Below are 21,607 nucleotides of genomic sequence, written 5' to 3' on the forward strand. Positions count from 1 at the left end.
CCTTTTTCTGATCGATCGGTCAAGCTTTTTTTGGGGGCGACCACTGGCCAGGCGCGGCGTCTGCGCCGGTGCTTTCGTAGGATGCCCACTGTGGCAACAAGCTTAGTTCTGTTCGGAGGGGGTGCAAGGGAGGGAGTAGGGCGGGGGAGCGCTGGGGCTGCTCTGCAGCCCTTTCGCGACACAAGGCCGCGCCTACAGAAAAAATGCGATCTCCTGCATGAGCGGCCTTGCGTCGCGATGGGCCGCAAAGCGGCCCCGGGGGGATTACTTGGAAGTCACAGTTTCAGCCGCGCCATCCTGCGACAGGCTGTACACATACGCCGCCAACAGGTGCACTTTGTCATTGCCCTGAATCTCGGCCTGCGCCGGCATCTGCCCTTGGCGACCGTAGCGGATGGTCTGTTGCAGCTGGGCAAAGCTCGACCCATAGATGAACGCCTGTGGGTGGGTCAGGTCGGGCGCGCCCATGGCCGGGGTGCCTTTGCCTTCCGGCCCGTGGCAGGCCACGCAGTTGCCGGCGAAGATCTCCTTGCCCTTGGCCGGGTCGGCCCTGGCGCCTTCCGGCAGTTTACGGCCGTCCATGCTGGTCAGCACGAACGCGGCGACGTCGGCCACGCCCTGCTCGCCAATCACCTCGGCCCAGGCCGGCATCACACCATGGCGGCCGTTCATGATCGACGCCTTGATGGTCTGCGCATCACCGCCCCAGCGCCAGTCCTTGTCGGTGAGGTTGGGGAAGCCGAACGCGCCCTTGGCGTCCGAGCCATGGCAGACCGAACAGTTGGAGGCGAACAGGCGCCCGCCCATTTTCAACGCCTGCGGGTCCTTGGCCACTTCCTCCACCGGCATGGCGGCGTACTTGGCGAAGATCGGCCCGAAGCGGGCATCGGCTTTGTCCATTTCCTTTTGCCATTCGTTGGCGCCGGTCCAGCCATTTTCATAACCCGGCAGAATGCCTTTCCAGTTGCCCAGGCCCGGGTAAAGGATCAGGTAGCCGACCGCGAACACCAGGGTGCCGACGAAGAGCCAGAACCACCACTTGGGCAAGGGGTTGTCGTACTCCTCGATGCCGTCGAAGCTGTGGCCCATGGTCTGGTCGGTGGGGTTGTGGCTCTGGCCCTTGCGGGTGGCGAGCAACAGCCAGATCAGGCCAATCAGGCTCCCGATGGTCAGTACGCTGATATACGTACTCCAGAAGGTGGTCATTGCCCGTTACTCCTTTTTGCAGCAGGTTCCTGCCCGGCAGCGGGCAGGCGGTCGTCGACGAAGGGCAGCAAGCGCGCCTCGGCGAAATCACGGTCGCGACGGCGGTTGAATACCCACAGGGAGAGGCCGATGAAGGCGACCATCACCACCAGGGTGCCGAGGCCGCGAATCATGCCGGTGTCCATTTCCATCGCAATCACCTCTTGTTCTTGATCGCGGTGCCAAGCACCTGCAGGTACGCCACCAGCGCGTCCATCTCGGTCTTGCCCTTGACCGCGTCGCGGGCACCGGCGATGTCGTCGTCGGTGTACGGCACGCCGAGCGTACGCAGGGTGCGCATCTTCACGTCGGTGTGGCTGTTATCCACCTGTTGGGCGACCAGCCAGGGGTACGCCGGCATCTTCGACTCCGGTACCACGTTGCGCGGGTTGTACAGGTGCGCGCGGTGCCAGTCGTCCGAGTAGCGGCCGCCGACCCGGGCCAGGTCCGGGCCGGTACGCTTGGAGCCCCACAGGAACGGGTGGTCCCACACGCTCTCGCCGGCGACCGAGTAGTGGCCGTAGCGCTCGGTTTCGGCGCGGAATGGGCGGATCATCTGCGAATGGCAGCCTACGCAGCCTTCGCGGATGTAGATGTCGCGGCCTTCGAGCTGCAGCGCGGTGTAAGGCTTCATGCCTTCGACCGGCTTGTTGGTGACGTCCTGGAAGAACAGCGGCACGATCTGGGTCAGGCCGCCGATACTGACGGCCAACACCATCAGCAGGGCCAGCAGGCCAACGTTTTTCTCGATGACTTCATGTTTCATCAGGCAGGTCTCCTCAAGCCAGCTGGGCGTTCGCAGGGGCAGCATCAAGCGCCGGCGAACGCACGGTGCGCCAGGTGTTCCAGGCCATCAGGAACATGCCGCTGAGGAAGATCGCCCCGCCGACGAAGCGCACGATGAAGCCTGGGTGGCTGGCCACCAGGGTTTCCACGAACGAGTAGGTGAGCGTGCCGTCGCTGTTCACTGCGCGCCACATCAGGCCCTGGGCAATGCCGTTGACCCACATCGAGGCGATGTACAGTACGGTGCCGATGGTGGCCAGCCAGAAATGCGCGTTGATCAGGCCGATGCTGTACATGCGTTCCTTGCCGAACACTTTCGGGATGGTGTGGTACAGCGCGCCGATCGAGATCATCGCGACCCAGCCCAGGGCGCCAGCGTGCACGTGGCCGATGGTCCAGTCGGTGTAGTGGGAAAGGGCGTTGACCGTCTTGATGGCCATCATCGGGCCCTCGAAGGTGGACATGCCGTAGAACGCCAGCGACACCACCAAAAAGCGCAGGATCGGGTCGCTGCGCAGTTTGTGCCAGGCCCCCGACAGGGTCATCATGCCGTTGATCATGCCACCCCAGCTCGGTGCCAGCAGGATCAGCGACATCACCATGCCCAGCGATTGCGCCCAGTCAGGCAGGGCGGTGTAGTGCAGGTGGTGCGGGCCGGCCCAGATGTACAGGGTAATCAGGGCCCAGAAGTGCACGATCGACAGGCGGTAGGAATACACCGGGCGTTCGGCCTGCTTGGGCACGTAGTAGTACATCATCCCCAGGAAGCCCGCGGTCAGGAAGAAGCCCACCGCGTTGTGGCCATACCACCACTGCACCATGGCGTCGGTGGCACCGGCATAGACCGAGTACGACTTGGTCAGGCTGACCGGCAGTTCCAGGTTGTTGACGATGTGCAGCATGGCCACGGTAAGGATGAACCCGCCGAAGAACCAGTTGCCCACGTAGATGTGCTTGGTGTTGCGCTTGATCAGCGTGCCGAAGAACACGATGGCGTAGCAGACCCAGACGATGGTGATCAGGATGTCGATCGGCCACTCCAGCTCGGCGTATTCCTTGGAGCTGGTGTAGCCCAATGGCAGGCTGATGGCCGCCAGCAGGATCACCAGCTGCCAGCCCCAGAAGGTGAACGCGGCCAGGCCGGGTGCGAACAGGGTGGTCTGGCAGGTGCGTTGCACCGAATAATAGGAGGTGGCGAACAGCGCGCAGCCGCCGAAGGCGAAGATCACCGCATTGGTGTGCAGTGGGCGCAGGCGGCCGAAGCTGGTCCAGGGGAGGTCGAAGTTGAGGGCAGGCCAGGCAAGCTGGGCGGCGATGAAAACGCCGAGCCCCATCCCGACGATTCCCCACACCACCGTCATGATGGCGAATTGGCGGACCACCTTGTAGTTATAGGCGGTACTGCTGGTTGTGTTCATGTATGGGTTCCCATCCACGGTTATTTGGCAGGCTTTACAGCGAGGCAAGCATGATTAATGGGCAAAGTGCCGGTATTGACGGGGATCAATGGGCGAAGGTCGGAAATGTTCCAGGCTTGCGCTGCGATCTTGCGCAGGTCGAGGGCGGGGAGGGTTACAAGGGCTGCCTGATCCTGGCCCATGGTGCCGGTGCGCCGATGGACAGCGGGTTCATGGACGAAATGGCGCAAAGGCTTGCGGCACTTGGGGTAGCGGTGCTGCGCTTCGAGTTCCCGTACATGGCCGAGCGCCGGGTTGGCGGTGGCAAGCGGCCGCCGAACCCGCAGAAGGTATTGCTGGAAAGCTGGCGCGAGGTGTACCGGCAGGTGCGACCTTTGGTCGCGGGCAAGCTGGCGGTGGGTGGCAAGTCGATGGGCGGGCGCATGGCCAGCCTGCTGGCCGACGAACTGGGCGCCGATGCGCTGGTGTGCCTGGGCTACCCGTTCTACGCGGTGGGCAAACCCGAGAAGCCGCGCGTGGAGCACTTGGCCGGGTTGAAAACCCCGACGTTGATCGTGCAGGGCGAGCGCGATGCGCTGGGTAACCGGGAGGCGGTGGCAGGGTATGCGTTGTCGCCAGCGATCGAGGTGAGCTGGCTAGTGGCGGCGGACCATGACCTGAAGCCGTTGAAGGCTTCGGGGTTCAGCCATGAACAGCATTTGCAGGCGGCTGCGCAGCGAGTTGCCAGCTTTTTGGCAGGCATACGCTTGTAGGAGCGGCCTTGTGTCGCGAAAGGGCCGCGCAGCGGCCCCGGCAATTCACGCGGCGAAGCTAAAAACTGGGGCTGCTTCGCAGCCCTTTCGCGACACAAGGCCGCTCCTACAACGAGCGTGCCAATAGCGAACAATTAATCGCGGTACTCGCACAGGTAGGCGGTGTCGACCTTCACCTGCAGCTGGAACTTGCTGTCAGCCGGTACATTGAACGTGTCGCCCGCCTTGAAGGTTTCCCAGTTGTCGCTGCCTGGCAGCTTGACGATCAACGCACCCGACACCACGTGCATGATTTCACGCTTGGCGGTGCCGAACTCGTATTCGCCCGGGGCCATCACGCCGACAGTGGCCGGGCCTTCTTCGCCCGTGAAGGCGATCGACTTGACGGTGCCGTTGAAGTACTCGTTGACCTGGAACATGGGCGTCTCCTGAAAAAGGGGAGGAAAAAGGGCTGGCCAGTATGCCCAAGCCCAATGGCCTCGTCATCTGCTTTCAGGGCCCGTCGGCGGGCAGGCTCAAGGGCAGCAGCCGCGCTGTATTGCGCGCATCTTCCAGGGCCCGGTGCTGCTGCCCGCAAAAGTGCATGCCAGCCAGTTGCAGGGCGCCGTTCAGGCCGGCAGGGCGCTGCAGGTGGCGGGCCTTGGCAAAGCGTTGCTTGAGGTTGATGTGCGCCAGCGTGCGCAGCAGGCTGTCCAGGCCGTGCAGGTGCCATTCCTGGTGCAGTTGCTGGCGGTCGTAGTCGCCCCAACTGACCCAGGCCTGCAACTGTTCACGGTGCTGCCCGAGCCAGTGCTCGAAGCTGGCCCATACCTCGCGAAACGGCGCGGCCGCATCGACGTCGGCCTGGCTGATGTGGGTCAGCTCGCGACAGAACGGGGTCAGCTGCGGGCGCCGCCGCGGGCGCACGAAACGCTGGAAGTGGTCGACTTCACGGCCTTCGCGGGTGACCAGGCTCGCGCCGATTTCAATGACTTCCATCTCCGTGACCGGCCACCCACCCTCATCGGTGGTGGCCTCCAGGTCGATCACCAACCAATGGCCCATACCAGGCTCCCTTGCAGATCCTGCTAGAGCGTAGCCAAACTCAGCGCATCCGGCACCTCGTGGCATTTTGCCGCCCGTTTTGTCACCGCCAATGGCGTATCGAGGGGCACGAAAGCCGGAGGCAGCAGTTGTGCCGCCCCGGTAAAACGCCTAGCTTAAGCGAACCCAGGCATGAACCGTGATGAATGACCGCCTTTACCCTTGCGCCCGGCCTGAAGGCCTTGTCCACCCTCATGTTGCTGGCTGTTTACTGGTTGGCCGTACCGGCATGCGCGGCAGGCGCCATCGAGGTGAAAGTCGGTGCCGCGCATTTCCCGCCGTATACGGTGCGCCCCGAGCAGGGCGCCGATATCGGCTTGTTGCCGCAGTTGGTCGCTGCGCTCAACCGTGCCCAGCAGCGCTACCGCTTCGTATTGGTGCCCACTTCCATCCAGCGGCGTTTCAGTGACTTGCAGCAGGGCCGTACCGATATGGCCATTTTCGAGAACCCGCAGTGGGGCTGGGAGCAGATTCCCCATCAACAGGTGGACATGGGCCTGGAAGATGCCGAAGTGTTCGTGGCCCGCCAGGTGGACGGGCGCGCCCCGCATTACTTCGATGACCTGAAGGGCAAGCGCCTGGCCCTGTTCAACGGCTATCACTATGCGTTCGCCGGTTTCAACGCCGACCCGCGCTACCTGCGCAAGGCCTACAATGCGACGTTGACCTATTCGCACGACAGCAACCTGCTGATGGTGCAGGCGGGCCGCGCCGACATTGCCCTGGTCACGCGCTCCTACCTCAGTGATTTCCTGGCACGTAACCCGTCCAGCCGTGCGCAACTGGTTGCATCGCAGCGCATCGATCAGGTTTACCACCACTACGCGCTGCTGCGGCCCGCCGCGCCCATTGGCGAGCGGTCGTTCGCTGAACTGTTGAGAGGTTTGCGTGATAGCGGTGAACTGGCGCGCATTTTCCAGCCTTACCGCATCGCCGTCAGTGCGCCCGAGGACTAAATTGCCGCCGCGTGGCATCGTTCTCGACAGTGAGCCCTTTGTTCATTTCGCGAGACCCACCCATGCCCTTCGATGCCGCTTCGCAGCCACAGTCACCGCCACGTTGGCGCAGCCTCAGTGCCGAGGAGGGGGCCAACAGGCTGAGCCTGACCCTGGAGGGCCGCCCGCTGGCGCAGGTGCGCCTGCAGGCGGGCCCAACCTTGCAGGTACACCTTGAGCAGTTGTGCCCCGAGCGCCCTTATCAAGCCTTGTGGGCGGCCTGCTATTGGCTGTTGTCCCGTGACAGTGCCTGCCAGTGCCTGGTCTGGCACCTGCCCGAGGTGGTGCCGCAGGCATTGGCCAGCGGCCTGCTGCTGGTGGGCGATGTGCCTGGCCAGTACCTGTGCGAGCGCGCGCTGTTCTGGCAATTGCCGCAGCCCTGGCTGGGTGAGGCGCTGGCTGCCCCCTTCCCGCAGCAGATGCAGATCAGCAATGGCAAGCGCCACCCGCGGCGGGCGCCCAAGCCCCGTGGCGAGGTCTATCGGCGCTTCGATGCGCGGCTGGGTAGCTGGGTGTCGCTGCGCACCCTGGACATCGAGCATGACCTGGAGCGCTTCAACCGCTGGCAGAACGACCCGCGCGTGGAGGCGTTCTGGCAGGAAAGCGGCACGCTTGCCCAGCACCGCGAGTACCTGGCCAAGCTGGAGGTCGACCCGCATACCCTGACGTTGATTGGCTGCTTCGACGATCAGCCATTTGCCTATTTCGAGGCTTACTGGGCCAAGGAAGACCGCATTGCACCGTTCTACCCGGCCGATGACTACGACCGCGGCATCCACATGCTGGTTGGGGAACAGAGCCATCGTGGCCCGCACAAGGTCGCCAGCTGGCTATCGGCGCTGGTGCATTACCTGTTCCTGGATGACCCGCGTACCCAGCGGGTTGTCGCCGAGCCGCGTGCCGACAATGGCAAGATGATCGGCTACATGCACGACCAGTGCTTCCATTGCGAGAAGGAGTTCGACTTCCCGCACAAGCGCGCGGCGCTGATGATTCTGGGGCGGGAGCGGTTCTTCGATCGTTGCAGGCTCGCCTGATGGCGAGAGCTGCAAGCGGCAAGCGGCAAGCGGCAAGCGGCAAGCTACAAGCTACAAGCTACAAGCTACAAGCTACAAGCTACAAGCAAAAGCCGATCGCGTTCTGCTTTGGCTTTTTCTTTTAACTTGTAGCTTGTAGCTTGTAGCTTGAAGCTAGGGTCAGCCCTGCCGGTTGGCGGTCTTGCGGCAATGCACCAGGGCATCGCGGATCATGAAGTTGACCAAGGTCGGCGACACGCCCAGTTCCTTGGCGATGTCCTTCTGCGGTACGCCATGCAGGCGGTACATCTCGAACGCATAGCGGGTGCGCTGGGGCAACTGGTTCAGCGCTTCGGCTATATCGTCCAGCGCGGCCAGGTTGATGTGGGTGGCTTCGGGCGAGGCGTTCTGGATGACCACATTCAGGCCTTCCTCTTCGCTGCCGGAGTATCTCAGCTCCATCGCCTGCTTGCGGTAATGGTCGATCGCCAGGTTGCGCACGATCTGGAACAGGTAGCTCAGCTGCGCCTTGAACGACGAGGTTATCTGCGGAGCGGCGCTGAGCCGGAAGAAGGCGTCCTGCACCACATCTTCGGCACGCGAGCGGCAGCCGGTAATGCGCGCTGCAATCTTGACCAGAATGCTGCGGTTGTCTACGAAGGCCTGCAGTAATGGTGAATCGCACTTACTTGTGGATAGTTGTTCCGCCATGGAAATCACCTTGTCACAAAGGGGGAGGAGGCACCCGGGCAGGGACGCTTCCTACGACGTGCGACACGCTATTAGTAATGATAATGATTGTCAAATGCGAAATGTAATTGGTATCGGGAGTTTCCGATTTTTGCGAGGTCTGTCAGGGGGGCGTGGTGCCTGCCTGGAGAAAGTGTTGCGGCGACAAAGTGCAGGCCATGACGGGGGTGTCGCCTGGGAGACCTAGCGCCGCCCGCGCGGCGCATCGCGAGCTGCGCTCGCTCCTACGTTTGTTTCGGGCCAGTAACGCCTGTGACAGGCGCGCGCGACCGCTTTGTTTGTACGGCGCGATATTGAGGCATGCACCAAGGCGTTCGCGCGCAAATCCCACAGGAATGATTGGCCCGAAACAAACGTAGGAGCGAGCGCAGCTCGCGATGCGCCGCGCGGGCGGCGCTAGGTCTCCCAGGCGACCCCCCCGTCATGGCATACCCGTCAATCCGCCGACCCCGCCAGCTCCGCTAATTTCTCCCGCCGCCCATCCGTTCCCCTGTGTACATCCCCGGCCGCCAACCGCTGCCCGCCCATGTCCGCGGCGCAGTCGGCACGCCCCAACAGATACTGGCAGGAACACCCCATGACGGACGCCTTCGAACTCCCGCTCTCGCTGGTCCAGGCCCTGGCGCAACGCGCCGCGCAGACCCCGGACAGGATTGCCCTGCGCTTTCTCGCCGACGCCCCGCACGAGCAGGCTGTGCTCAGTTATCGGGAGCTCGACCAGCGCGCGCGCACCATCGCCGCCGCCCTGCAGGCACGCGCCAGCTTCGGTGACCGCGCGGTGTTGCTGTTTCCCAGTGGGCCGGATTACGTAGTGGCGTTCTTCGGCTGCCTGTACGCCGGCGTGATCGCAGTGCCGGCCTACCCGCCAGAGTCTGCCCGCCAGCACCACCAGCAACGCCTGCTGTCGATCATCGCCGACGCCGAGCCGCGCCTGCTGCTGACCGTGGCGGCGCTGCACGACAGCCTGCAGGGCCTGGAAGCACTTGCCGCCGAGGCGGCGCCCGCGTTGCTGGCAGTGGATGGCCTGGACCCCGCCCTGGCCGACACCTGGCAGGAACCTGCCCTCAGCAGCCAGGACATCGCCTTCTTGCAGTACACCTCCGGCTCCACCGCACTGCCCAAAGGCGTGCAGGTCAGCCATGGCAACCTGGTGGCCAACGAACAACTCATCCGCAGCGGCTTTGGCATCGACCTCAACCCCGACGACGTGATCGTCAGCTGGTTGCCGCTGTACCACGACATGGGCCTGATCGGCGGCCTGTTGCAGCCGATCTTCAGCGGTGTGCCTTGCGTACTGATGTCGCCCGGCTACTTCCTCGCCCGGCCCGTGCGCTGGTTACAGGCCATCAGCGACTACGGCGGCACCATCAGCGGCGGCCCCGACTTTGCCTACCGCCTGTGCAGCGAGCGGGTCAGCGAGGCCTCGCTGGCCGGGCTCGACCTGAGCCGCTGGCGCGTGGCCTATTCGGGCTCCGAGCCGATCCGCCAGGACAGCCTGGCGAGCTTCGCCGACACCTTCCAGGCCTGCGGCTTCGACCCCCAGAGCTTTTTCGCCAGCTACGGCCTGGCCGAAGCAACCTTGTTCGTCAGCGGCAGCCGCCGTGGCCAGGGTATCCCCGCGCTTGCGCTGGATGCCGACGCCTTGGCCGCCAACCGCGCCGAGCCCGGTACCGGCAGCGTGCTGATGAGTTGCGGCTTCCCGCAGCCGGGGCACGCGGTACGCATTGTCGAGCCGCAACAGCTGCAACGGCTGGGCGACAACCAGGTGGGGGAAATCTGGGCCGGCGGGCCGAGTATCGCCTCGGGCTACTGGCGTAACCCCGAAGCCAGCGCGCGCACCTTCGTCGAAATGGACGGGCAGACCTGGCTGCGAACCGGTGACCTGGGTTTCATGCGTGAAGGCGAGGTGTTCGTTACCGGGCGCCTGAAAGACATGCTGATCGTGCGTGGGCAGAACCTGTACCCGCAAGACCTGGAAAAAACCCTCGAGCGTGAAGTGCAGGCACTGCGCAAAGGCCGGGTGGCGGTGTTCGCCGTCGAGCATCAGGGCGAGGAGGGCATCGGCGTGGCGGTGGAGATCAGCCGCAGCGTGCAAAAGGCCACCCAACCCCAGGCGCTGATCAACACCCTGCGCCAGGTCATCGCCGATGCCTGCCGCCAGGCGCCGGCGGTGGTGCTGCTGCTCAACCCAGGCGCGCTGCCGAAAACCTCCAGCGGCAAGCTGCAGCGTTCGGCCTGCCGCGTACGCATGGCCGAGGGCAGCCTGGACTGCTATGCCCAATTCCCCGAGCCGAGCGCCGCTGCTGCCACCCAGGCATCAGGCGATGCCTTGCAGGCGCGCATCGCGGCGGTGTGGCGCGACACCCTCAAGGTGCAGGCAGTAGCGGCAGATGACCATTTCCTGCTGTTGGGCGGCAACTCCATCGCCGCTACCCAGGCCACGGCGCGGCTGGCCGACGAACTGGGCATCGACCTGGGCCTGCGCACCTTGTTCGAGGCGCCGGTGTTGGCCGACTACAGCAACGCGGTGGCTGCGCTCATCGGTGCAGGCGCTGCCCAGGCCACAGCTATCGCGCCCCTGGCACGCGCCCAGGCGCTGCCCCAGTCGCTGGCGCAAAACCGCCTGTGGCTGTTGTGGCAACTGCAACCCCAATCGGCGGCCTACAACATTCCCGCCGGCCTGCACCTGCGTGGCGAACTGGACGCTAGCGCCCTGCAGGCCGCATTCCAGGCACTGGTGGCGCGCCACGAGTCGCTGCGTACCGTGTTCGCTGAAGAAAACGGCCAGGCGCTGCAGCGTATTCTGCCGCAGCAGCCGTTCAGCCTGGCCCGCCTGGACCTCGCAGGCCAGACCCCCGAGCAGGTCGCCGCCCAGCGTGAGGCCGAGGCCTGCCAGCCGTTCGACCTGACGCAAGGCCCGTTGCTGCGTGTGACCCTGGCCCGGCTCGACGATGAAGACCATCAGCTCTGGGTGACCCTGCACCACATCGTGGCCGACGGCTGGTCGCTGAACATCCTGCTCGATGAATTCGCCAAGTTGTATGCCGCTCAGTGCCAGGGCCTGGAGGCAGCTTTGGCGCCGCTGCCCCTGGGCTACGCGGACTACGGCAACTGGCAGCGGCAGTGGCTGGCCGACGGCGAAGCCGAACGCCAACTGCAGTACTGGAAGGCCCAGCTCGGTGACGAACTGCCCGTGCTTGACCTGTGCACCGACCAACCCCGGGCCAACCAGCGCACATTCAGTGCTGCGCGCTTCAGCGTGAAGGTCCCCGCCACGCTCAGCCAAGCCCTCAAGGGCCTGGCCCAGGCGCAGCAGGCCAGCCTGTTCATGGTCCTGCTGGCCGGCTGGCAGGCACTGTTGCAGCGCTACAGCGGCCAGGCCGAGATCCGCGTCGGCGTGCCGAATGCCAACCGCCCGCGCCTGGAAACCCAGGGCATGGTCGGCTTCTTCATCAACACCCAGGTGCTGCGCGCGCAACTCGATGGCCGCATGCCGTTCAGCCAGCTGCTGGCGCAGGTGCGCCAGGCCACGCTCCAGGCCCAGGCTCACCAGGACCTACCGTTCGAGCAGTTGCTCGAGGCCTTGCCGCAAGCCCGCGAGCAGGGCCTGTTCCAGGTCATGTTCAACCACCAGCAACGCGACCTGTCGGCACTGCGCCGCCTGCCAGGCCTGCTGGCCGAAGAGTTGCCGTGGCACAGCCGCGAAGCCAAGTTCGACCTGCAGTTGCACAGTGAAGAGGACCACCAGGGCCGGTTGAGCCTGGCGTTCGACTATGCGGACGAACTGTTCGAGGCCAGCACCATCCAGCGCCTGGCCGGGCAACTGCTGGCACTGCTGGAGCAAGTGTGCGCCGCGCCCGACCTGGCCCTGGCCGAGGTGCAACTGCTCGACGAGGCGGGCCGGCGCCAGTTGTTGGGCTGGGGCCAGGCCGAAGCCGCCGCGCCGCAGCAACTGCTGGTCGAGCAACTCAACGAGCAGGCCCGCCTGACCCCGCAACGTACCGCCCTGGTGTGGGCGGGCGGCAGCCTGGGCTACGCCGAACTGCACCAGCAGGCCAACCGCCTGGCCCACTACCTGCGCGACAAAGGTGTCGGTCCTGACACGTGCGTCGCCATCGCCCTCGAGCGCTCGCCGCAACTGCTGGTCGGCTTGCTGGCCATTCTCAAGGCCGGCGGCGCCTACGTGCCGCTCGACGTGGATTACCCCGCCGAGCGCCTGGCGTACATGCTGGCCGATTGTGATGCCGGCCTGTTGCTCAGCCACAGCAGCCTGGTGGGCAAGCTGCCACAGGTGGATGGCGTCAGCACCATCGCCCTCGACCAGCTGCACCTGGACAGCTGGCCCAGCCAGGCCCCCGGCTTGCACCTGCAAGGTGACAACCTGGCCTACGTCATCTACACATCCGGCTCCACCGGCCAGCCCAAAGGCGTGGGCAATACTCACGCGGCGCTGGCCGAGCGCTTGCACTGGATGCAGGCCACCTATGGGTTGGGCGACGAGGATGTGCTGCTGCAGAAAGCGCCGATCAGTTTCGACGTGTCGGTGTGGGAGTGCTTCTGGCCGTTGATCACCGGCTGCAGGCTGGTGCTCGCCGGCCCTGGCGAGCACCGCGACCCGCAGCGCATTGCGGCCCTGGTCCAGGCGCATGGCGTGACCACCCTGCATTTTGTGCCGCCACTGCTGCAGGTGTTTGTCCAGGAACCACAGGCCGCGGGCTGCGCCAGCCTGCGCCGGGTGTTGTCCGGGGGCGAGGCCTTGTCAGCGGCGCTGCGCGACCGGGTGCTGCAACTGCTGCCGCACGTGCAGCTGCACAACCGCTACGGCCCGACCGAAACCGCCATCAACGTCACCCACTGGCATTGCCAGGCCACGGACGGCGAGCGTTCGCCCATCGGCCGACCGCTGGCCAACGTGCTGTGCCGGGTACTGGATGACGAACTCGAACTCACCGCACCCGGCGTGCCGGGTGAGTTGTACTTGGGCGGTGCGGGCCTGGCCCGTGGGTACCTGGGGCGCCCAGGGCTTACCGCCGAGCGTTTTGTACCCCAGGCCGATGGCAATGGCCAGCGCCTGTACCGCAGTGGTGACCGCGCCCGTTGGCAGGTTCAGCTGCACGCGCTGGAATACCTCGGGCGCCTGGATCAGCAGGTGAAAGTACGGGGGTTGCGCGTTGAACCTGAAGAAGTGCAGGCCTGCCTGTTGGCGCAAGCGGGTGTCGAGCAGGCGCTGGTGCTGGTCCACAACGATGCGGTCGGCGCGCAACTGGTTGGCTACTACAGCGGCAGCGCCCAGGCCGAAGCCTTGTTGACGGTACTGGCCGAGCACCTGCCGGCGTACATGGTGCCGGCGCAGCTGATTGCCCTTGCGCACATGCCCCTGGGCCCCAGCGGCAAGGTCGACCGCAAGGCGCTGCCGGCCCCGGTGTGGCAGCAGCGTGAGCACGTCGAGCCGCAAACAGCACTGCAACAGCAGGTCGCTGGCATCTGGCGCGATGTCCTGAACTTGCCCCGTGTGGGGCTGCGCGATGATTTCTTCGCCCTGGGTGGCCACTCGCTGCTGGCCACACAGATCGTTTCCCGCACGCGCCAGGCGTGCGACGCGGAGCTGCCGCTCAAGGCCCTGTTCGAGGCCAGCGAGCTGGGCGCATTCTGTGCCGAGGTAGCCCGCATCCAGGGCAATGGCCAGCGTAACCTGCAAGGGCAGATCGCCCGCGTCGACCGCCGCCAGGCGGTGCCGCTGTCTTATTCGCAACAGCGCATGTGGTTCCTCTGGCAAATGCAGCCCGACAGCCCGGCCTATAACGTGGGCGGCATGGCGCGCTTGCGCGGCACCTTGCACGTCGAGGCGTTCGAGCGGGCGCTGCATGCGCTGATCGTGCGTCACGAAGCCCTGCGTACAACGTTCCCCAGCATCGACGGGGTGCCCTACCAGTGCGTGGCCGAAGACAGCGGCCTGCACCTGCACTGGCAGGACTTCAGCGCCTTGCCCGGCGCTGCCCGTGCGCACCGCCTGCAACAGCTGGCCGATGACCAGGCGCACCAGCCGTTCGACCTTGAGCGCGGCCCGCTGCTGCGCGCCTGCCTGGTCAAGGCCGCAGAGCGCGAGCACTTCTTCGTACTGACCCTGCACCATATCGTGACCGAAGGCTGGGCCATGGACATCTTCGCCCGCGAGCTGGGTGAACTGTACGAGGCCTTTGTCGACGACCGCGAGTCGCCATTGGCGCCACTGCCGGTGCAGTACCTGGACTACAGCGTGTGGCAACGGCAATGGCTGGAAAGCGGCGAGGGCGCTCGCCAACTGGCCTATTGGCAAACGCGCCTGGGCACCGAGCACCCGGTGCTGGCGTTACCCGCCGACCGCCCCCGCCCGGCGGTGCAAAGCCACCGGGGCGGGCTGTACCGCTTCGAGCTCGACCCGGCCCTGGTCGAGCGCGTGCATGCCTTCAACAGCCAGCGTGGCCTGACCCTGTTCATGACCATGACAGCCACCCTGGCTGCCTTGCTGCACCGCTACAGTGGCCAGCGTGACCTGCGCATCGGTGCGCCGGTGGCCAACCGCATCCGCCCGGAAAGCGAAGGGCTGATCGGCGCGTTCCTCAATACCCAGGTGCTGCGCTGCGAACTGGATGGGCAGATGAGCGCCAGCGCCTTGCTGGAGCAGGTGCGCCAGGCTGCCATCGAAGGACAGTCGCACCAGGACCTGCCGTTCGATCAACTGGTCGAGGCCCTGCAACCGCCACGCAGCAGTGCCTACAACCCGTTGTTCCAGGTGATGTGCAACGTGCAGCGCTGGGCCTTCCAGCAAAGCCGCAGCCTGGCCGGCATGCAGGTGGATTACCTGGTCAACGACGCCAGCGCCACCAAGTTCGACCTGTACCTGGAAGTGACCGACCTGGATGGCCGCCTGGGCTGCTGCCTGACCTACAGCCGTGACCTGTTCGATGAGCCGCGTATCGCGCGCATGGCCGAACACTGGCAGCAGCTGCTGGTCGGGCTGCTCGACAACCCGCAACAGCGCCTGTGCGAGCTGCCGATGCTGAGCAGCAGCGAGCAGCAGCAACTGCTGGGCCAGTTGCAGGGCGACCCGCACTTGGGCCTCGGGCAGACCCTGCACGGGTTGTTCGCGGCCCAGGCCGCACGCACGCCGCAGGCCGGGGCGCTGACCTTCGCCGGCCAGCACCTGAGCTATGCCGAGCTCGAGCAGCGCGCCAACCGCCTGGCCCGGGCCCTGCGCGAACGGGGTGTCGGGCCGCAGGTGCGGGTGGGCCTGGCGCTGCAGCGTTCGCTGGAAATGGTGGTTGGCCTGCTGGCCATCCTCAAGGCTGGCGGCGCCTATGTGCCACTGGACCCTGAATACCCGCTCGACCGCCTGCGCTACATGATCGAGGACAGCCGTATCGGCCTGCTGCTGAGCCAGCGCGAGCTGCTGCAAAGCCTGGGCGAATTGCCCGAAGGTGTGGCGCGCTGGAGCCTGGAAGACGACGCAGCCAGCCTGGCGGCCTACAGCGCTGCGCCGCTGGACAACCTCAGCCTGCCGCAGCACCAGGCTTACCTGATCTACACCTCCGGCTCCACCGGCAAACCAAAAGGCGTGGTCGTCAGCCATGGCGAATTCGCCATGCACTGCCAGGCCGTGAGCGCCGCGTTCGGCATGCGCAGCGACGATTGCGAGCTGCATTTCTATTCGATCAACTTCGACGCCGCCAGCGAGCGCCTGTGGGTGCCACTGTTGTGCGGTGCGCGGGTGGTGTTGCGTGCCCAGGGGCAGTGGGGCGCCGAGGACATCTGCCAACTGGTGCGCGAGCAGCAGGTGAGCATCCTTGGCTTTACCCCAAGCTACGGTAGCCAACTGGCGCAATACCTGGGCGGCCAGGGCGAGCAGCTGCCGGTTCGCCTGGTGATCACCGGTGGCGAGGCGCTGACCGGTGAGCACCTGCAGCGTATTCGCCAGGCATTCGCGCCCCAGCAGTTCTTCAATGCCTATGGGCCGACCGAGACCGTGGTCATGCCGCTGGCCTGCCTGGCGCCAGAGGTGCTGCCCGCAGCGCTGGGCAGTGTGCCGATCGGCCAGGTCATCGGCAGCCGCACGGCCTACATCCTCGACGAAGACCTGGCGCTGTTGCCGCAAGGGGGTATCGGTGAGCTGTATGTCGGCGGCGCCGGCCTGGCCCAGGGCTACCACGATCGCCCGGGCCTGAGCGCCGAGCGCTTCGTTGCCGACCCGTTCGGCAGCGCAGGTGGGCGCCTGTACCGCACCGGTGACCTGGTACGCCTGGGCGCCGATGGCCTGGTCGAGTATGTTGGCCGCGCCGACCAGCAAGTGAAAATTCGCGGTTTCCGCATCGAACTGGGCGAGATCGAAAGCCGTCTGCAGGCACACGGCGATGTCGACGAGGCAGTGGTACTGGCCCTCGACCTGCCAGGCGGCAAGCAACTGGTGGGCTACCTGGTGTGCCAGCAGGCCGCAGCCGACAACGAGGCGCAGCACCGCCTGCGCGAAGCCGTGAAGGCCGAGGCCCGCCAGCACTTGCCAGACTACATGGTGCCTGCGCACCTGGTGCTGCTCGACAGCCTGCCGCTGATGGGCAACGGCAAGCTCGACCGCCGCGCCCTGCCGCTACCGGACCTTGAGCACGCCCGCCAGCACTACCAGGCCCCTGGCGATGACGTGCAAGCTCGGCTGGCGCAGATCTGGGGTGAGGTGCTCAACGTCGCCCAGGTGGGGGTGCAGGACAACTTCTTCGAACTGGGCGGCGATTCGATCCTGTCGATCCAGGTGGTCAGCCGGGCGCGGCAGGCCGGGCTGCAGTTCACGCCACGCGACCTGTTCCAGCACCAGACCATCCAGGCGCTGGCCGCTGTGGCAAGGCAGAGCAAAGCGCACAGCAGCATCGACCAAGGGCTGCGCGAGGGCCAGGTTGGCCTGACGCCGATCCAGCACTGGTTCTTCGACAGCGAGGTGCCGCAGCCACAGCATTGGAACCAGGCGCTGCTGCTGGCGCTGCGCCAGCCGCTGGATAAAGCCATGCTGGAGCAGGCGCTGGCCGCGCTGGTGCAGCACCACGACAGCCTGCGCCTGCGTTTCAGTGCCGCCGCGGGCCGTTGGCAGGCTGCCTACACCCAGCCGGCTGAGGATCAGCTGTTGTGGGCTGCCACCGTCGCCGATTTTGCCGATTGCCAGGCGCTGTACAGCGATGTGCAGCGCAGCCTCGACCTGCAGCAGGGCCCGCTGCTGCGCGGCCTGCTGGTGACGGACGGCCAAGGCCACCAGCGCCTGCTGCTGGTGATTCACCATCTGCTGGTCGATGGTGTGTCCTGGCGTGTGCTGCTGGAAGACTTGCAGGCGCTGTACCGTGGCCAGCCACTGCCCGCCAAGACTCATGCCATGGGCGACTGGGCCGCGCGCCTGGCCAGCTATGCCGGCAGCGATTCGTTGCGTGACGAGCTGGGCTGGTGGCAAAGCCAACTGGGGGGTGCCCGCCGTGAGCTGCCCTGCGATCACCCGCAGGGCGGTAACCTGCACCGCCACGCGCTAACCCTGGCGACCGGCCTGAACGCCGAGCAGACCCGGCAGTTGCTGCAACAGGCTTCGGCTGCCTACCACACGCAGGTCAACGACCTGCTGCTGACCGCGCTGGCGCGGGCCATGTGCCGCTGGAGTGGGGACGACAGCGTGCTGGTGCAGCTGGAAGGCCATGGCCGCGATGGGCTGTTCGAGGATATGGACCTGACCCGCAGCGTGGGCTGGTTCACCAATGCCTACCCGTTGAGCCTGCGCCCGGTGCCCGGTGAGGATGACGCCGCGCGGGCAGGCTCGATCAAACGCATCAAGGAGCAGCTGCGCCAGGTGCCGCACAAAGGCCTGGGTTACGGCGTGCTGCGCTACCTGGCGGACGCCGCCGGGCGCGAGGAGATGGCGGCCTTGCCGCAGGCACGCATTACCTTCAATTACCTGGGCCAGTTCGACCAGCAGTTCGACAGCGCGGCGCTGTTCCAGCCGCTGGATGCCCCGGCCGGCCTGGCCCACGACCCCGACGCGCCGCTGCCCAACTGGCTGAGTGTCGATGGCCAGGTGTATGGCGGCGCCTTGCAGCTGCGCTGGACTTTCAGCGCCGAACGCTACGACAGGCAGACCATTGCCGCGCTGGCCGAAGCGTACCGCCTGGAGCTGCTGGCATTGGTGGAGCATTGCCTGGCCGAGGGCAATGGTAGTTTCACCCCTTCGGATTTCCCGCTGGCGCACCTGACGCAAGCGCAGATCGACGCCCTGCCGGTGCCGGCAGCGCAGATCGAGGACGTGTACCCGCTGAGCCCTATGCAGGAGGGCATGCTGCTGCATACCCTGCTGGAGCCGGGCACCGGCCTGTACTACATGCAGGACCGCTACCGCATCAACAGTGCGCTGGACCCTGATCGCTTCGCCCAGGCCTGGCAGGTCGTAGTGGCGCGCCACGAAGCCCTGCGCGCCTCGTTCAGCTGGAACAGCGGTGAGGCGATGTTGCAGATCATTCACAAGCCGGGCGACCTGGCCGTCGACTACCAGGACTGGCGCGGGCTTGCCGAGGCTGCCCAGGAGCAACGCCTGCAAGCCTTGCACAAGCAGGAGCGCGAGGCGGGCTTTGCCTTGCTCAGCGAGGCACCGTTCCACCTGCGCCTGGTGCGCGTGGCAGACGAGCGCTACTGGTTCATGATGAGCAACCACCACATCCTGATCGATGCCTGGTGCCGCTCGCTGTTGATGAACGACTTCTTCGAGGTTTACCAGGCACTTGGCGAGGGCCGCCGGGCGCAGTTGCCGGTGCCGCCGCGTTACCGCGACTACATTGGCTGGCTGCAACGCCAGGGGCTGGACGATGCGCGGGCCTGGTGGCAGGCCAACCTGGCCGGGTTCGAGCGCGCCACGGCGCTGCCCAGTGACCGCCCATTGCGCCATGACCATGCCGGCAGCGGCATGGTCGTGGGCGACTGCCATACCCGCTTGCAGGTGAGCGAGGGCGTGCGCCTGCGCGAACTGGCGCAGGCGCACCAGCTGACCGTCAACACCTTTGCCCAGGCGGCCTGGGCCCTGCTGCTGGCGCGTTACAGTGGCGAGCGTGACGTGGCCTTTGGCGTGACCGTGGCCGGCCGCCCGGTCAGCATGCCGCAGATGCAGCGCACCGTGGGCCTGTTCATCAACAGCGTCGCGTTGCGCGTGCGCCTGCCGCTGGCCGGGGAGCGTTGCAGCGTGCGCCAGTGGTTGCACAGCCTGCTGCAAAGCAACATGGAGCTGCGCGAGTACGAGTACCTGCCCTTGGTGGCGATCCAGGAGTGCAGCCAACTGCCCAAGGGCCAGCCGCTGTTCGACAGCTTGTTCGTGTTCGAGAACGCCCCGGTGGAAACCGCCGTGCTCGACCATGCGCAGCACCTGAACGCCAGCTCCGACTCGGGCCGTACCCACACCAACTTCCCGCTCACGGCGGTGTGCTACCCCGGCGATGACCTGGGCCTGCACCTGTCGTTCGACCAGCGCTACTTCGACTACCCGACCGTCGAGCGCCTGCTGGCCGAGTTCAAGCGGCTGTTGCTGGCGCTGGTAGAGGGCTTTGCCGGGGAGGTGAGCGAACTGCCGTTGCTGGGCGCCGAAGAGCAGCGCTTCCTGCTGGAAGACTGCAACAGCACCGAACGGGCTTATCCGCTGGAGCAAAGCTACGTTGCCCAGTTCGAAGCGCAAGTGGCCGCGCACCCGCAGCGTGTCGTTGCCCGCTGCCTGGAAGCCGCCTACGACTATGCCGGTCTGAACCTGGCCGCCAACCGCCTGGGCCACGCACTGATCCTGGCCGGCGTGAAGGTCGACCAGCCGGTGGCGCTGCTGGCCGAGCGCGGCCTGCCGCTGCTGGGCATGATCGTTGGCAGCTTCAAGGCCGGCGCCGGCTACCTGCCGCTGGACCCTGGCCTGCCAGCGGCGCGCCTGCAAAGCATCATCGAGCTCAGCCGCACGCCGGTGCTGGTGTGCAGCGCCGCTTGTGCCGAGCAAGGGCGGCAACTGTTGAGTGCGCTGCCCGCGCAGGCGCGCCCGCAACTGCTGGTGTGGGAGGAAATCCAGGCCAGCCAGGTCGCCAGCCACAACCCTGGGATTCACAGCGGGCCGGACAACCTGGCCTACGTGATCTACACCTCAGGTTCCACCGGCCTGCCCAAAGGCGTGATGGTCGAGCAGCGCGGCATGCTCAACAACCAGCTGAGCAAGGTGCCTTACCTGGGCCTCAGCGAGCAGGATGTGATAGCCCAGACGGCGTCGCAGAGTTTCGACATTTCCGTGTGGCAGTTCCTGGCTGCGCCGTTGTTCGGGGCTACCGTGCAGATCGTGCCGAACGCCATCGCCCATGATCCGCAGGGCCTGCTGGCGCATGTGCAGGCCAGTGGCATCACCGTGCTGGAAAGCGTGCCATCGCTGATCCAGGGCATGCTGGCCAACGACCATCAGGCGCTCGATAGCCTGCGCTGGATGCTGCCAACCGGCGAGGCCATGCCACCGGAGCTGGCCGCGCAGTGGCTGCAGCGCTACCCGCAGGTGGGGCTGGTGAACGCCTATGGCCCGGCGGAGTGCTCGGATGACGTGGCGTTCTTCCGGGTCGATGCTGCCTCGACTCAAGGCGCCTATTTGCCGATCGGCACGCCGACCGACAACAACCGCCTGTACCTGTGCGGGGACGATCAGGCACTGGTGCCGCTGGGCGCGGTGGGTGAACTGTGCGTGGCTGGCACCGGCGTTGGCCGTGGCTACATTGGCGACCCGGTGCGCACGGCGCTGGCCTTCATCCCGCACCCGTACGGTGCGCCGGGCGAGCGCCTCTACCGTACTGGCGACCTGGCGCGGCAGCGCCCGGACGGTGTGCTGGAGTACGTTGGGCGCATCGACCACCAGGTGAAGATTCGCGGTTATCGCATCGAGTTGGGCGAGATCGAGGCGCGCCTGCACGAACAGGCACAAATCCGCGATGCTGCCGTGGGGGTGCAGGAGGGTGCCAATGGCAAGCACTTGGTCGGTTACCTGGTTGCGCACCAGGGCATTGCCGGGGACGCTGAATTGCTGGAGCGGATCAAGCAACGCCTGCGCGCCGAGTTGCCGGAGTACATGGTGCCGTTGCACTGGGGCTGGTTCGACAGCCTGCCGCACAATGCCAACGGCAAGCTGGACCGCAAGGCCCTGCCAGCCATCGACATCGGTGGCCAGCACAGCCAGGCCTACCAGGCACCGCGCAATGAGCTAGAAGACGTACTGGCGGGTATCTGGGCCGAGGTGCTCAAGGCTGAGCGGGTCGGGGTGCACGACAACTTCTTCGAGTTGGGCGGGCACTCGTTGCTGGCCACGCAGATAGCCTCGCGGGTGCAGAAGCAGTTGCAGTTGAACGTGCCGCTGAGGGCGATGTTCGAGTGCAGTACCGTGGCGGAGCTGGCCGAGTACGTGCAGGGGCTGCAGGGCAGTGCGCTGGATGACGACAAGGTCGATCGGCTAAGTGACCTGATGGCGGAGCTGGAGGGGTTGTAAACCGCAGGCTATGCCCCTGCCGCCAATGTCT

General features: G+C 65.9%; 11 protein-coding genes. 4 read left to right on the forward strand and 7 right to left on the reverse strand.

Annotation, left to right across the window (positions count from 1 at the left end; genetic code table 11):
• Positions 1 to 264: 264 nt before the first annotated feature.
• Genes ccoP through ccoN form a run of 4 tightly spaced genes read right to left on the reverse strand, consistent with a single transcriptional unit; the run spans position 265 to position 3,449 of the window.
• Entirely contained in the window at positions 265 to 1,206 is a 942-nt protein-coding gene (gene ccoP / locus QME24_RS11515) for a cytochrome-c oxidase, cbb3-type subunit III (protein WP_280091328.1), read from the reverse strand.
• On the reverse strand, positions 1,203 to 1,397 hold the full coding sequence (locus QME24_RS11520; protein ID WP_009683895.1) for a cbb3-type cytochrome c oxidase subunit 3: 195 nt from the start codon (positions 1,395 to 1,397) through the stop codon (positions 1,203 to 1,205). Before QME24_RS11520 ends, ccoP begins: the two co-directional genes overlap by 4 nt.
• A gap of 5 nt (positions 1,398 to 1,402) precedes the next feature.
• Positions 1,403 to 2,011: a cytochrome-c oxidase, cbb3-type subunit II gene (gene ccoO, locus QME24_RS11525; protein ID WP_009683894.1), complete on the reverse strand. Its 609-nt coding sequence runs from the start codon at positions 2,009 to 2,011 to the stop codon at positions 1,403 to 1,405.
• Between the two features lie 13 nt (positions 2,012 to 2,024).
• Positions 2,025 to 3,449, reverse strand: coding sequence for a cytochrome-c oxidase, cbb3-type subunit I (ccoN, locus tag QME24_RS11530; RefSeq protein ID WP_173888190.1), 1,425 nt, complete (start codon positions 3,447 to 3,449; stop codon positions 2,025 to 2,027).
• Positions 3,450 to 3,499: 50 nt separating this feature from the next.
• Here ccoN and QME24_RS11535 point away from each other — a divergent pair, with 50 nt between their 5' ends.
• Entirely contained in the window at positions 3,500 to 4,201 is a 702-nt protein-coding gene (locus QME24_RS11535) for an alpha/beta family hydrolase (RefSeq protein ID WP_054890392.1), read from the forward strand.
• Positions 4,202 to 4,335: 134 nt separating this feature from the next.
• On the opposite strand, the gene QME24_RS11540 is transcribed toward QME24_RS11535, so the two are convergent.
• Positions 4,336 to 4,620 carry a pyrimidine/purine nucleoside phosphorylase gene (locus QME24_RS11540; RefSeq protein WP_009684816.1) on the reverse strand — a complete coding sequence of 95 codons (285 nt, stop codon included), beginning with the start codon at positions 4,618 to 4,620 and terminating at the stop codon, positions 4,336 to 4,338.
• Between the two features lie 73 nt (positions 4,621 to 4,693).
• A complete protein-coding gene (locus tag QME24_RS11545) occupies positions 4,694 to 5,245 on the reverse strand; it encodes an exonuclease domain-containing protein (protein WP_054882195.1) in 552 nt (183 codons plus the stop codon).
• A gap of 185 nt (positions 5,246 to 5,430) precedes the next feature.
• On the opposite strand from QME24_RS11545, the gene QME24_RS11550 reads away from it, so the two are divergent.
• Both QME24_RS11550 and QME24_RS11555 read left to right on the forward strand, forming a co-directional pair.
• Positions 5,431 to 6,240 (forward strand): transporter substrate-binding domain-containing protein, encoded by an 810-nt coding sequence (locus QME24_RS11550; protein WP_054882194.1) that lies wholly within the window; start codon positions 5,431 to 5,433, stop codon positions 6,238 to 6,240.
• Between the two features lie 62 nt (positions 6,241 to 6,302).
• Entirely contained in the window at positions 6,303 to 7,316 is a 1,014-nt protein-coding gene (locus QME24_RS11555) for a GNAT family N-acetyltransferase (protein WP_232892865.1), read from the forward strand.
• Positions 7,317 to 7,475: 159 nt separating this feature from the next.
• Here QME24_RS11555 and QME24_RS11560 read toward each other — a convergent pair whose 3' ends face one another.
• Positions 7,476 to 8,006 (reverse strand): RNA polymerase factor sigma-70, encoded by a 531-nt coding sequence (locus QME24_RS11560; protein ID WP_009684812.1) that lies wholly within the window; start codon positions 8,004 to 8,006, stop codon positions 7,476 to 7,478.
• A 616-nt stretch (positions 8,007 to 8,622) separates the two neighbouring features.
• Here QME24_RS11560 and QME24_RS11565 point away from each other — a divergent pair.
• The gene (locus QME24_RS11565) at positions 8,623 to 21,576 is read left to right on the forward strand and encodes a non-ribosomal peptide synthetase (protein WP_280091327.1); all 12,954 of its coding nucleotides are present in this window, start codon (positions 8,623 to 8,625) and stop codon (positions 21,574 to 21,576) included.
• Positions 21,577 to 21,607 lie beyond the last annotated feature (31 nt).

It is taken from the genome of Pseudomonas sp. PARCl1, from assembly GCF_947311875.1.
GTDB classification, from domain to species: domain Bacteria; phylum Pseudomonadota; class Gammaproteobacteria; order Pseudomonadales; family Pseudomonadaceae; genus Aquipseudomonas; species Aquipseudomonas juntendi.

Bases quoted from the DNA above. Each gene is read 5' to 3' on its own strand.
- QME24_RS11540 (WP_009684816.1), bottom strand. From the start codon at position 4,620: ATGTTCCAGGTCAACGAGTACTTCAACGGCACCGTCAAGTCGATCGCC.
- QME24_RS11520 (WP_009683895.1), bottom strand. From the start codon at position 1,397: ATGGAAATGGACACCGGCATGATTCGCGGCCTCGGCACCCTGGTGGTG.
- ccoO (WP_009683894.1), bottom strand. From the start codon at position 2,011: ATGAAACATGAAGTCATCGAGAAAAACGTTGGCCTGCTGGCCCTGCTG.
- QME24_RS11545 (WP_054882195.1), bottom strand. From the start codon at position 5,245: ATGGGCCATTGGTTGGTGATCGACCTGGAGGCCACCACCGATGAGGGT.
- QME24_RS11565 (WP_280091327.1), top strand. From the start codon at position 8,623: ATGACGGACGCCTTCGAACTCCCGCTCTCGCTGGTCCAGGCCCTGGCG.
- QME24_RS11560 (WP_009684812.1), bottom strand. From the start codon at position 8,006: ATGGCGGAACAACTATCCACAAGTAAGTGCGATTCACCATTACTGCAG.
- QME24_RS11535 (WP_054890392.1), top strand. From the start codon at position 3,500: ATGATTAATGGGCAAAGTGCCGGTATTGACGGGGATCAATGGGCGAAG.
- ccoP (WP_280091328.1), bottom strand. From the start codon at position 1,206: ATGACCACCTTCTGGAGTACGTATATCAGCGTACTGACCATCGGGAGC.
- QME24_RS11555 (WP_232892865.1), top strand. From the start codon at position 6,303: ATGCCCTTCGATGCCGCTTCGCAGCCACAGTCACCGCCACGTTGGCGC.
- QME24_RS11550 (WP_054882194.1), top strand. From the start codon at position 5,431: ATGACCGCCTTTACCCTTGCGCCCGGCCTGAAGGCCTTGTCCACCCTC.
- ccoN (WP_173888190.1), bottom strand. From the start codon at position 3,449: ATGAACACAACCAGCAGTACCGCCTATAACTACAAGGTGGTCCGCCAA.